Origin of the sequence: Acaricomes phytoseiuli DSM 14247, from assembly GCF_000376245.1 — a bacterium.
Classification (GTDB): Bacteria; Actinomycetota; Actinomycetes; order Actinomycetales; family Micrococcaceae; genus Renibacterium; species Renibacterium phytoseiuli.
This window is the reverse complement of sequence record NZ_AQXM01000040.1, coordinates 20,996-32,389: the sequence shown is the minus strand read 5'-3', so window position 1 is coordinate 32,389 and position 11,394 is coordinate 20,996. Positions and strand designations below refer to the sequence as shown.

Sequence of the window (11,394 nt, the reverse complement as noted above, 5' to 3'; positions counted from 1 at the left end):
ATCGGCTCCATGGGCCGGTCCTACGGAGCTGGCGATAACGCGAGCATGGAGAGTTTCTTCAGCCTGCTTCAGAAGAACGTGCTCAACACGAGATGCTGGAACACTCGCGCTGACCTCCGCCTCGCGATCGTTTCCTGGATCGAAACGAAGTACAACCGAAGACGCCGGCAACGCGGCCTCGGCAAACTCACTCCCGTAGAGTTTGAGACGATCTACACGGACGCGAAAGCGGCCTGATCACCCCAAACCCCAACTGTCAACCAAACCCGGGGCAGACCCTGGATATTCCAAGTTCGTTGGGATCGACGGGCTCCAACTGAGTGGAAAATCCTTCACACCGGCAACGTTATTGCTCAAGCAAAATACACGGCGAAAAGTCCTCAAAAGCGGCAAGCAGATCAAGCTGCAAGTGGCTACCTTAGAACGCCATCTAACTGAAAGGTATAAGTCCAAACCAGGGGAGCATTGGAGCGCTCAGATGAAGCGGGTCAACTGGCTGGATCAAATTGAGCCAGTTATTGAGAAGAAAAATCTGCTCTGGATAGAAGGAGGGACACTGATCGCTAGACCAAAGATGAAAATTTAGCTAAGCGAAGTAGCCACCATGTTGCTTTCTGCCCCAAGAAAAAATTCCAAACGTGCCGATCGGAAGCGCGATGTTTTCGAAACCGTTATGAGGAGGCAAACACAGCGGCCTGCTAATCACGCCAGCAAAAACGCTGCACTGCTGCTACTTCTGTCAGGAATTTTCCTGACTGCCCTCCCGCATATTTCTGAACTAATATCAATGGGAAATGATCTCGGCTCTACACTCAGTTCGATTGCCGGCATCATCACCTCTCTGACTTCATTACCTGCAGTATTCATGCTTACCGCCAGAATTTTCGGATGGTCACGCTGGCAATAATTAATAACTATGACCTGCAGCTCCTAATTTTGAGCTAATTCAGATTAGAACGGCATATATGCAGCCCGCCAAGACTCCCACGGAAGCTCCCACAAAGACCTGAGCTAGAGTGTGATCCTGTATCTGAACAGCAGCCACGGGTAGGATCAGAAGGAGCAGCCGCAGGCAGTGAGTACCGCTGTGACCGGCCCAGTACAGAACCTCTGCCAACCAGCTACTGTGACACTTGCGATCAGGAAGAAGCAGGAAGAAGAGCGCCACCAATACTCTTGGTGAAAAGTGCTCCGTAATGATTCAAGCAGTGAGATGCATGTAAGGAATCTAGCTGCCTGGTGTTCAGGAATATCAGACCTGAACGATGCGTTGTCTTCCATAACTTAGATGCATACGCATACATAACTGGAATCTCCATGCACACCACCCCGCCTGACAACGAAACCGTTGTCGACAATGTCAGAGAAATCGAATTCGGCTTGGACACCTTCGGCGACATCACCGAAGACGCCCAAGGGCAGCGGGTCTCGCAAGCACAGGTGATCCGGGATGTCGTCACCCAAGGACAGCTGGCCGATGAAGTGGGCTTGGATTTCTTCGGCGTCGGGGAGCACCACCGGGATGACTTCTCCATCGCCGCCCCGGAGACAGTACTCGCCGCCCTAGCCAGCACCACCGAGCAGATTCAACTGGGCAGCGCGGTCACAGTACTGAGTTCGGACGATCCGGTCCGGGTCTTCGAGCGTTTCGCCACCCTGGATGCGCTCTCCTCCGGCCGGGCGGAAGTCGTCCTGGGCCGAGGCTCCTTCGTCGAATCCTTCCCGCTCTTCGGCTATCGGTTGGAAGACTACGACAAGCTCTTCACGGAGAAGTTTGAGCTCTTCCATCGGCTGCTCGATGAGGGCCCGGTGAACTGGAGCGGTGAGACCCGTGCGCCGCTGCAGAACATGGAGGTCTTCCCGAAGACCGAAAGCGGCCGTTTGAAGGCTTGGCTGGGCGTCGGCGGAAGCCCGGAGTCGGTGCTGCGTTCCGTGCAGTATCAGATTCCGATGATGCTCGCCGTTATCGGCGGCGCCCCGGAGCGCTTTGTGCCTTATGTCGATCTCTACCGCCGGGCACAAGCCGAATCCGGAGTCGCACCGAGCATGCCGCTGGCCCTGCACAGCCCAGGTTTCGTCGCACCGACAGACGAGGAAGCCAAGGAGGTCATGTGGCCACACCACCAGAAGATGCGGGATCGGATCGGTGCCGAAAGAGGCTGGGGGCCTATCAGCACTATCGAATACGAGCGGGAGATCCAGGGCGGTTCGCTCTACGTCGGCTCGCCGGAGACCGTGGCCCGCAAGATCGCCCGGACCATCAAACTGCTGGGGGTCAACCGCTTCGACCTCAAGTACTCTGCCGGAACCCTGGGCCATGACCAGCTGATGCGGAACATCAAGCTCTACGGCACCGAGGTAGTGCCGCGCGTGCGCGAAATCTTAGCTGGAGAACTCGATGAAAAATCTGAATAGAACCTAAACAACACGGTGGGCGGCGCTTGCAAGCGCCGCCCACCGTGTTTCTCCTCCAGGTATTCGCGCCGAAGTCGAAGAAAAGTAGAGAATACCGCGAATCTCGGAGAAGATGGATGTATGAACTCCGATGTGCGCAACCTCCTGAAACGCACTCGAGGTCTGGGCTGGGGCTACCGTTTCTTCTGGCGATTGCAGTACACCATGCTGGGGATCTTCGGCCCGCCCGATGCCGGAGTTTCCGGCGGCCCCCGTGGTCAACTCGTAGCAGAGCGTCGTGCCCGGGTGGAGCGGTTGGCCGCTGAGGGTCAACCATTAGATCAGCATCATCAATAAGATCTCCACTATGCCGCCTGCGCCAGCACCAGCGGCAGCACTAGGCCAGCTCCTGCCTGCCGCAGTTGCTGCGCCGCAACAGTAAGACTCCATCGACTATCCACCAGGTCATCGACGAGCAGCACCGCAGCCGCCTCCGGAAGCGCGGCTCGCTGAGCCTCACTCAGTCCGAATTTCTGCCATACTCCGGCTAACCGGTAGGCGCTGTTACCGCCTCGGCTCCCCTGCGGGCCGCCGTCCTGGACCTCGAGTTCGCCCAGATAGGGCAGTTTGCCGATACCGGCGACTCCTTCAGCCAGGGAACGAACCAGCCGCGGCCGAGAACGAGAGGGCATGCTGAGCACAGCTACTGGGCGTCCCGCGCCGGACCAAGCCTCCCCGGGCCCACCGGAGGCCCAGTCCGCGAGCATCCGCACACAGGCGTCCAGAAGATTCTGCGGGATCTCTGCATCGATGGCGCCCTCAGGCCCATCGGCAAAGAGCTCCCGTAAAGGCCCGCCCCAGCCCAAATCGGTGAACCTAGCCAGTGCCCGGCCCTCAGTGAAGCGCTCCTGCTCCGGGATCCTGCCTTTGACCGGGATTCGCAGGGTGTCCATCCCACTGGGCCACATCGCTCGCGGCTCGATGGGCACTCCGACTTCATGCAGCGCCCCACCGGCGGCCCGGCGGGCGCGGTCGCTGATGCCGACAGGGAACCAGACCCCGGCGCAGTTGTCACAGCGCCCGCACCGCGCAGCTTCCGGGTCGTCGAGAGCGCTGGCCAGGAACTCCATTCGGCACTGCGAAATCCGCTGATACTCCAGCATCGCCTCCTGCTCCGTGCGCCGGGCCTGGGCGATGCGCTGGTAGCGCGGCGCATCGTAGGCCCACCCCCGGCCGGTCGACTGCCAGCCACCCGGCACCCTGACCACGGCACCGTCCACGGCGAGGACCTTGAGCAAGAGCTGCAAAGGCGTGCGGCGGATATCCGCACGGGTTTCCAAAGCCGCTTCGGACAGCACCGGAGGCGACTGCCCGGGCTCCGGTGCCAGCGCCGCGAGGATCGCCTCAGCCCGTTCCGCAGAGGGCATCGATGCGGTAGCGAAGTACTCCCAGATCTGCCGATCTTCCGCACCTGGCAGCAGCAGCACCTCCGCACTCTCCGTGCTGCGGCCCGCACGGCCTACCTGCTGGTAATAGGCCACAGGCGAGGAGGGCGCACCCAGATGCACCACGAAACCCAGGTCCGGTTTGTCGAAACCCATGCCGAGCGCGCTCGTGGCGACGAGTGCCTTCACCTGATTCTGCTTCAGGAGCTGTTCGGCCTCCTCCCGCTCAGCGGTATCGGTGCGCCCAGTGTATGCGCGTACCGGATAACCCTGAGCGCTCAGCAGGCGAGCGGTGTCCTCAGCAGCAGCGACGGTCAGGGTGTAGATGATGCCGCTGCCCGGCAGCTCACCCAGATGATCGACGAGCCAGGCCAGGCGCTCGGCCGGATCCGCCAGTGCCAGCACCCCCAGCCGGAGCGAAGCCCGGGCCAACGGCCCCCGGATCGTGCGCACCCCGACCTCCGGGCTCCCTGCACCCAGCTGCTCCTCGATATCGGCGACCACCCGCTGATTGGCGGTGGCAGTCGTCGCGAGTACCGGGACACCGGTGGGAAGAGCAGCGACGAGTTCCGCGATGCGCCGGTAATCCGGGCGGAAATCATGCCCCCAATCAGAGATGCAGTGCGCTTCATCGATCACCAGGAGGCCGGTGCGCCGCATCAGCTCAGGCAGCTGCTCTTCCCGGAAGCGCGGATTATTGAGCCGCTCCGGGGAGATCAGCAGCACATCCAGCGAATTCTCCTCGAGCTGCTGGCGGATCTGATCCCATTCGGTGAGATTCGCCGAATTCATCGCCGCCGCCCGGACTCCGGCGCGGGCCGCTGCTGCTACCTGATCCCGCATCAGCGCTAGCAGTGGCGAGATGATGACGGTGGGGCCGGCCGCATCGTCGGCGCGGCGCAGCAGAAGGGATGCGATGAAGTACACCGCGGATTTGCCCCAACCGGTCCGCTGCACTACGAGCGCCCTGCGACGCCCGGAGACCAGGGCTTCGATGGCCTCGAACTGCCCGGGGTGAAAGTCGACCTCCGGACGATCCGTCAGAACCCGCAGCAGCCCCTCGGCTCGGGTGCGTATATCGTCTTGCGCTGGCCCGCTCGGCATGCCGCTCATAAAAGCAGTATTCCAGGCCGGGCTGACAGCTGAGCACGCTGAGCGGTTCTAGGAGGGCTTCTAGTAAACTCGATGGCGTGACGAACCTGGAGAACAGCACGCAGAGCGGCATCGACCTGTCCGGATCCTTCAAAGCCTATGACGTGCGCGGGATCGTTGGTGAGAGCATTACCGCCCCCATGGTTGAGGCGATTGGGGCCGCATTCGTCGACACCCTGGAATTGACGGGGCAGACCGTCCTGGTCGGTGGAGATATGCGCCCGTCATCCCCCGATTTCTGCAAGGCTTTTGCTGAAGGCGCTACTCGGCGCGGGGCCCAGGTGAAGCTGCTCGACCTGATCTCCACGGATGAGCTCTACTTCGCCTCCGGGCATTTCAATGCTGCTGGTGCCATGTTCACCGCGAGCCACAACCCTGCCGAGTACAACGGAATCAAGATGACCCGCCCCGGCGCTGTGCCACTGTCCTCGGAGAGCGGGCTGGTGGAGATCCGCGAACTGGCTGAGAAGTACCTGGCAGAGGGCATCCCTGCGGCCAGCGAGCCGGGTCAGATCGGCGTCAAGGATGTACTCCGGGACTACGCCGCCTATTTGCGCTCGCTCGTCGATCTCTCTGCTACCCGCCCACTCAAAGTCGTCGTGGACGCCGGTAACGGCATGGCCGGGCTGACCACCCCCGCGGTACTGGGCGATCAACTCCTGCCCAAGCTGCCGCTGGATATCGTTCCGCTCTATTTCGAACTCGACGGCACCTTCCCGAACCATGAGGCCAATCCGCTCGAGCCGGAGAACCTACGGGATCTGCAGGCAGCGGTCCTGGAGCACGGCGCCGATATCGGCTTAGCCTTCGATGGCGATGCCGATCGCTGCTTCGTGATCGACGAAAAGGGTCAGCCGGTCTCCCCTTCCGCGATCACGGCCCTGGTAGCCCGGCGGGAGATCGCCAGGGCACAGGCCGAGGGCGAAGAGAAGCCGGTGATCATTCACAACCTAATCACTTCCCGCGCTGTTCCGGAACTGGTTCTCACCGACGGCGGCCACCCGGTGCGCACCCGGGTCGGGCACTCCTTCATCAAAGCGGTCATGGCGAAGGAAGGCGCGGTGTTCGGCGGAGAGCATTCCGCGCACTACTACTTCCGGGATTTCTACAATGCAGACACCGGGATGCTCGCAGCCATGCATGTGCTGGCCGCGCTCGGTGAGCAGGATCTGCCGCTTTCCGAGCTGGGCGCCGAGTACGAGCCCTATGTAGCCTCCGGGGAGATCAACTCCACGGTGGCGCAGAAGGATGCCGCCGTCGCCCGGGTGCGCGAGGCCTACCAGCGGGACGGCGTCTCCATCGATGAACTCGACGGAGTGACCTTCAGCGCGGATTCCGGTGACTGGTGGTTCAATCTACGGCCCTCCAACACCGAGCCCTACCTGCGGTTCAATGGCGAGGCCAAGGACGCGCAGACCCTCGCCGCGGTGCGCGATGAAGTGCTGGCGCTCGTCCGATCCGAGAGGTAACGAGCAGCATTCAGGAGTGAGCGGATGCGGATCAATCTTTTCGCCGATGCCAGTCTCAGGGCGATGATGCTGCTCTCTGCCACCGAGCATTCGCTGAGAACGCAGCAGATCGCTGAGGCAGCTGGGATTCCCTACCACCATATGAGCAAAGCGGTGCAGCGACTATCCGGCCTGGGGCTGGTGGAGACCACTCGAGGGCGCGGGGGCGGAGTGCGGCTGAGCCCAGTTGGCCGGGAGTCCACCGTAGGCGGGATCCTCCGAGCCCTGAACACCGATGAGTATCCTGCGGCCTGCGTCACTGATGGTGGGCAGTGCCCGCTCTTTTCGCACTGCCGGCTGCGTGATGCCTTAACCCGTGCTCGGGAAAGCTTCTACCGGGAGCTGGATTCCGTGCGGATCACGGATCTTTCGCACCCGGCTCAGGTAAGTCAGATCCTCCTGCCCGGCATCGAGTCATAACCGAGTCGGAACGGGCCGCTCGAAAACGAATTCTACAGCCGGTAGAAATCCTTCCCTTAAATTGGTATTTTCAATACGAATAAACCGCTCGAACCTGTAGGAGAATCATGCTCTCGACTCGATCCCGTCCGATCATCGAAGCCACGCTTCCCGTCCTCAAGGATCGGCTGACCGATATCGCCGGCCTCTTCTATCAGAAACTTTTCACCGCACATCCGGAACTTCTCGACGGCATGTTCAACCGCGGCAATCAGAAATCGGGCGAGCAACGGCAAGCACTTGCCGGATCAATCCTCGGCTACGCCCGGACCCTGCTGGAAGAACCCGGGAGCACTCCAGCGCCCGGAAACGCGGTAGCCCCGCTGCTCGAGCGCATCGCCCATAAACACGCTTCACTGGGGGTAAGGCCGGATCAGTACCCGGTGGTTTACAAATATCTTTTCGCGGCCATAGCCGAGAATCTCGGCGAGCTGCTGAATCCGGAGATCGCCGACGCCTGGACCGAAGTCTATTGGCTGATGGCAGAACAGCTGATTGCCCGGGAGCATGAACTCTACGAACAACAGCAAGCAGAATCGGGCACCTGGGCTCTCTGGAGAGTGGTGGAAAAGCTTCCGGCCGGTAGTAAAGCGCAGCAATTCCAGATGGTTCCGGCGGATACTACCCCTGCGGTGCCGGGCCGTGCCGGGCAGTACGTAAGTGTGCGGATGACGATGCCGGACGGAATCCGGCAAGCACGGCAGTACTCGCTATCCACCGATGCCGAATCCACCGATCGCCGAGTGTTCACGGTCACATACGATGAGCGCGGCGAAGTCTCACAACAGCTGCATCACCGGATTCACCCCGGGGACCTCCTGGAGTTTTCCGCACCCTACGGGGATATCAGCCTCCCGACCTCCGAGGGTCCGTTAGTGCTCATCTCCGCTGGAATCGGCTGCACCCCGATAGCCGCTATGCTCCACACCCTGGTACTGAACGATTCTGTGCGCCCGATTCAAGTGCTGCACGCCGAACGGGAACAGGACAGCTGGGCGCTGCAGCAGCAGATGAAAGACGATGTTCAGTCACTGCGCCACGCAGAGCTGCACTTGTGGACAGAAACAGACGAAGCGCCATCTAACAGTGACACCATCGTGCACAAAGGGCGGATGGATCTTTCCGTTATGATTCTGGATCCGCAGAGCACGGTGTACCTATGAGGCCCCTTGCCGTTTATGCGACAGCTCCGCCAACAAGCCTTGGAGCATGGCATCCCCGGGGCGAATATCCACTACGAAGTCTTCGGCCCGGACCTCTGGCTCTCCAGCCTTACCCAGTGATATTTGATGCCGTTGGTGACTTTTGAGGCACATCGTCGGGCATCAAAAGTCACTAACGGCATCAATTAACGCGGCGAACGCGGCTACGGCTCAGACGTCCCGCCGGGTGCGCGCCGTCACCGTCGTCCGCAGCTTGATCAGCAGCACGATGAGCAGCAGCCCGTAGACGATCCAGGTCACCGGCCGCTCGATGAGCACGCCGGCGTCCCCCGCCGAGCTGATCAGGGCCTCCCGCACCGAGCTCTCCGCCAGCGGCCCCAGAACCATCCCGATCATCAGCGGAGCCAGCGGATAGCCGTAGCGGCGCAGCATGAAGCCGATCAGAGCGAAGCCCAACAAGAGGAACAGCTCGAAAGACGATCCCGAATTCGCGTAGACGCCCAAACCGCAGAAAAGCGTGATTCCCGCGTAGAGATAAGGTTTGGGGATCAGAATCAGCTTCGCCCACAGCTGTGCGAAGGGCAGATTGATGATGAGCAGAACCACCATCGCCACGAAGAAACTGGCCAGCAGCACCCAGACCAGATCCGGTGCGCGTTCGAAGAGCAGCGGGCCCGGTTGCAGGCCGTACTGCCGGAATGCCACCAGCATGATCGCAGCGGTAGCCGAAACCGGCAGACCCAGGGCCAGGAGCGCGCCCATCGCGGTTCCTGTCGTAGCATTGCCCGCGGCTTCGGGCGCCGCCAAACCCCTGATGGCACCTTTGCCGAACATGGGGTTCTTACGCCGTCGATCCAATCGGCGTTCCACATCGTAGGCGATATACGTCGGGACGTCCGCCCCGCCCACCGGGATCACCCCGAAGGGCAAGCCGATCGCGGTACCCCGGAACCACGCTGGTGCGGCCTCTTTCATCTGCGCCCTGGTGAGAAAGGCTCTGCCGATCGCGCTGATCTGCTGCGGCCCCGAGCCCCGGCTGTTGCGTGAGGCTACATGGATCACTTCGCCCAGGGCCAGGATCGCCACGGTGACCGTCACCAGAGAGACCCCGTCGAAAAGCTGCGGCACGCCGAGGGTGAACCGTTCCATCCCCGTGATCCCGTCAATTCCGGCCACCGCGATGCCCAGGCCGATGATCAGGGATGTCAGGCCTTTGAGCGCGGATTCGGCCACCACTGAAGAAGTCGCCGCGAAAGCGAAAACGGCGAGCGCGAAGAACTCCGCCGGGCCGAAGTTGGCGGAGAACGCGGCCAGCGCAGGGGCGAGGAAAACCACCACGGAAGCGGAGATGATTCCACCCAGAAAAGCCCCGATAGCAGCGGTGGCGAGAGCCTGGGAAGCCTGCCCGGCCTTGGCCATCTTGTGCCCCTCGAAAGTGGAGGCGATAGCGGAGGCCTGGCCGGGCGTATTCATCAGGATCGCCATCGTGGAATCCCCGAACAGGCCGCCGAAGTAAACACCAGAGAACATGATGAAAGCAGCCGCTGGGTCCAGCGCGAAGGTCATCGGCAGGAGCAGTGCCACAACCATCGAAGAGCCGAGGCCGGGCATCACGCCCACGGCGGTGCCCAGCAAGCAGCCGACGAAAACCCAAAAGAGATTGATAGGGGTGAGCGCCCCGGCGAAGCCCTCTAGTAGCAGATTGATACTGTCATATCAGAATGCACCCCCGAGCAGCCCTGACGGCAAGTTCAGTCCGAGGCCCACACCGAAGGCCAGGTAGACCAGGGAACTCATTACCAGTGCGATGCTAAGGTCGAAAATCGGCCGGGGCCATCGGAAAGCCCGCGTCACGCACCAGAAAAGCAGTGCGCCGGCAAGAATCCAGCCCAGATAGGGCATACCCGTGGCAAAAGCCAGGAACCCTCCGACCACCCAGGCGACAGCGCGCCAATCCGAAAGGAAGCCCTGCTCCCCCGAGCGGCGGTGGGCAGCCGAGTCCGGGTCAGCACCCTCCGGATTGCGCCAGATAGCAAGTGCCAGCATGATCGAGATGAGGTATCCGGCTGACATCAGCACTCCGGGGAAAACCCTGGGCCCGGGGAAGGAGGCATTGCTCGGCACCTCCATGGTCAGGATTCCGACCAGCAGATATGTACTGAAGCCGGCGAGAACCAAAGGGCCAACCAGGGCTGAACTGAGACGCCGGGATTCCGGCTGCCGATCAGATCCCGACTGCGTGGGCAAGGCCTCCTGCGCTGACGCTGTTACCGAGTGGATTGGCTCGCTCATCGGCCCATCTCCTCGTAAAGACTCCTAATCCGCTCATCTTCCTGGTTCAAGAAGATCTCCAGATCTGACCCGTTGAGGAAAACTTCGGTCCACTGGTAACGGGGAATCGCAGCCTCCCACTCCGGAGTGACCACGGTTTCTTTGACGAGCTTGAGCAATTCGGCCTGTTCCTCGGCGGAGATATTAGGAGGCGCGAAAAGTGCCCGCCAGTTGGAGAGCGTCACGTCGAGCCCCGCTTCACGCAAGACGGGGATATCGCTATCAGCCATTCGCTCCGGAGCGGCCAAACCGAGTGCCCGCAACCGTCCGGATTCGATCTGGTCGGAAAGGTCCGCGTACCCCGATGCTGCTACCTGAGCCGTGCCGTTCATGAGCGCTTGGGCCACTTCACCACCACCGCTTGCCGGCACATAAGCTGTATCCATTGGCTCGACGCCCGCCGCCAGCGCGGTTGCGGTCATCACTAGCTGATCGAAAGACCCACCGCCGGTCCAGACCACTCCTTGAGGGTCAGCGACCCAGGCCCGGACAAGATCCTCGATGCTCTGATACGGCGAGTCGCCCGGTACGACGATCACGTTGTACTCGGCGACCACCCTGGCGATAGGAGTCATCTCTGACACGCTGATCGGGGAGCGATGCTGGATTTCAGCGGCCATCAAACCGGTACCGCCCACCATAAGAGTGTTGGCCTGGCCTGTCAGAGTGCTGAGCTTGCCGAGGCCGATGGTACCGCCGGCTCCCGGGATATTGACTACCTGCACACTGTTCACCAGCTGATTCGCGCGCATTGCCTGCTGCTGCTCCCGGGCGAAGGTGTCCCAACCGCCACCGGGTGAGGCCGGGGCGATGATGGTCAGCTTCGAGCGCAGATCATCTCCGCTCGCGCCCGCCTGGAAAGAAAAAAGGCCTGCGGCGAAAATGATCACCACGGCAAAGACCGCATAGCCGCCCATGACTACGGATCGCAGAGGACGGGTG

Annotated in this window: 10 protein-coding genes; 6 read left to right on the top strand and 4 right to left on the bottom strand. The window is 61.5% G+C overall.

Annotation, left to right across the window (positions count from 1 at the left end; all coding sequences use genetic code 11):
- The 3 genes from C501_RS0102225 to C501_RS0102215 form a co-directional block, all read left to right on the top strand.
- A partial coding sequence (locus C501_RS0102225) for an integrase core domain-containing protein (RefSeq protein ID WP_018134001.1) occupies nt 1-237 on the top strand: 237 nt, incomplete at its 5' end.
- A 1,080-nt stretch (nt 238-1,317) separates the two neighbouring features.
- Nucleotides 1,318-2,415: an LLM class flavin-dependent oxidoreductase gene (locus tag C501_RS0102220; protein ID WP_018134000.1), complete on the top strand. Its 1,098-nt coding sequence runs from the start codon at nt 1,318-1,320 to the stop codon at nt 2,413-2,415.
- Nucleotides 2,416-2,535: 120 nt separating this feature from the next.
- On the top strand, nt 2,536-2,751 hold the full coding sequence (locus C501_RS0102215; protein WP_018133999.1) for a hypothetical protein: 216 nt from the start codon (nt 2,536-2,538) through the stop codon (nt 2,749-2,751).
- An 8-nt stretch (nt 2,752-2,759) separates the two neighbouring features.
- Here the strand turns inward: C501_RS0102215 and C501_RS0102210 are convergent, their stop codons facing one another.
- The gene (locus C501_RS0102210; protein ID WP_018133998.1) at nt 2,760-4,952 is read right to left on the bottom strand and encodes a RecQ family ATP-dependent DNA helicase; all 2,193 of its coding nucleotides are present in this window, start codon (nt 4,950-4,952) and stop codon (nt 2,760-2,762) included.
- A gap of 77 nt (nt 4,953-5,029) precedes the next feature.
- On the opposite strand from C501_RS0102210, the gene C501_RS0102205 reads away from it, so the two are divergent.
- The 3 genes from C501_RS0102205 (at nt 5,030) to C501_RS0102195 (ending at nt 8,121) form a co-directional block, all read left to right on the top strand.
- Nucleotides 5,030-6,460 carry a phosphomannomutase/phosphoglucomutase gene (locus C501_RS0102205; RefSeq protein ID WP_018133997.1) on the top strand — a complete coding sequence of 477 codons (1,431 nt, stop codon included), beginning with the start codon at nt 5,030-5,032 and terminating at the stop codon, nt 6,458-6,460.
- Nucleotides 6,461-6,484: 24 nt separating this feature from the next.
- Nucleotides 6,485-6,919: an RrF2 family transcriptional regulator gene (locus tag C501_RS0102200; protein ID WP_018133996.1), complete on the top strand. Its 435-nt coding sequence runs from the start codon at nt 6,485-6,487 to the stop codon at nt 6,917-6,919.
- Between the two features lie 107 nt (nt 6,920-7,026).
- Nucleotides 7,027-8,121, top strand: coding sequence for a globin domain-containing protein (locus C501_RS0102195; RefSeq protein ID WP_018133995.1), 1,095 nt, complete (start codon nt 7,027-7,029; stop codon nt 8,119-8,121).
- Nucleotides 8,122-8,331: 210 nt separating this feature from the next.
- Here C501_RS0102195 and C501_RS0102185 read toward each other — a convergent pair whose 3' ends face one another.
- The 3 genes from C501_RS0102185 to C501_RS0102175 form a co-directional block, all read right to left on the bottom strand.
- The gene (locus C501_RS0102185) at nt 8,332-9,732 is read right to left on the bottom strand and encodes a tripartite tricarboxylate transporter permease (RefSeq protein WP_406566343.1); all 1,401 of its coding nucleotides are present in this window, start codon (nt 9,730-9,732) and stop codon (nt 8,332-8,334) included.
- Between the two features lie 105 nt (nt 9,733-9,837).
- A complete protein-coding gene (locus C501_RS0102180) occupies nt 9,838-10,413 on the bottom strand; it encodes a tripartite tricarboxylate transporter TctB family protein (RefSeq protein WP_043567937.1) in 576 nt (191 codons plus the stop codon).
- The gene (locus C501_RS0102175) at nt 10,410-11,369 is read right to left on the bottom strand and encodes a tripartite tricarboxylate transporter substrate binding protein (protein WP_018133991.1); all 960 of its coding nucleotides are present in this window, start codon (nt 11,367-11,369) and stop codon (nt 10,410-10,412) included. Before C501_RS0102175 ends, C501_RS0102180 begins: the two co-directional genes overlap by 4 nt.
- Nucleotides 11,370-11,394: the final 25 nt, after the last annotated feature.

What these genes read in the sequence shown, in the direction of transcription:
- C501_RS0102195 (WP_018133995.1), top strand. Translation starts at nt 7,027, where the DNA reads ATGCTCTCGACTCGATCCCGTCCGATCATCGAAGCCACGCTTCCCGTC.
- C501_RS0102220 (WP_018134000.1), top strand. Translation starts at nt 1,318, where the DNA reads ATGCACACCACCCCGCCTGACAACGAAACCGTTGTCGACAATGTCAGA.
- C501_RS0102180 (WP_043567937.1), bottom strand. Translation starts at nt 10,413, where the DNA reads ATGAGCGAGCCAATCCACTCGGTAACAGCGTCAGCGCAGGAGGCCTTG.
- C501_RS0102175 (WP_018133991.1), bottom strand. Translation starts at nt 11,369, where the DNA reads ATGGGCGGCTATGCGGTCTTTGCCGTGGTGATCATTTTCGCCGCAGGC.
- C501_RS0102215 (WP_018133999.1), top strand. Translation starts at nt 2,536, where the DNA reads ATGAACTCCGATGTGCGCAACCTCCTGAAACGCACTCGAGGTCTGGGC.
- C501_RS0102210 (WP_018133998.1), bottom strand. Translation starts at nt 4,952, where the DNA reads ATGAGCGGCATGCCGAGCGGGCCAGCGCAAGACGATATACGCACCCGA.
- C501_RS0102200 (WP_018133996.1), top strand. Translation starts at nt 6,485, where the DNA reads ATGCGGATCAATCTTTTCGCCGATGCCAGTCTCAGGGCGATGATGCTG.
- C501_RS0102185 (WP_406566343.1), bottom strand. Translation starts at nt 9,732, where the DNA reads ATGCCCGGCCTCGGCTCTTCGATGGTTGTGGCACTGCTCCTGCCGATG.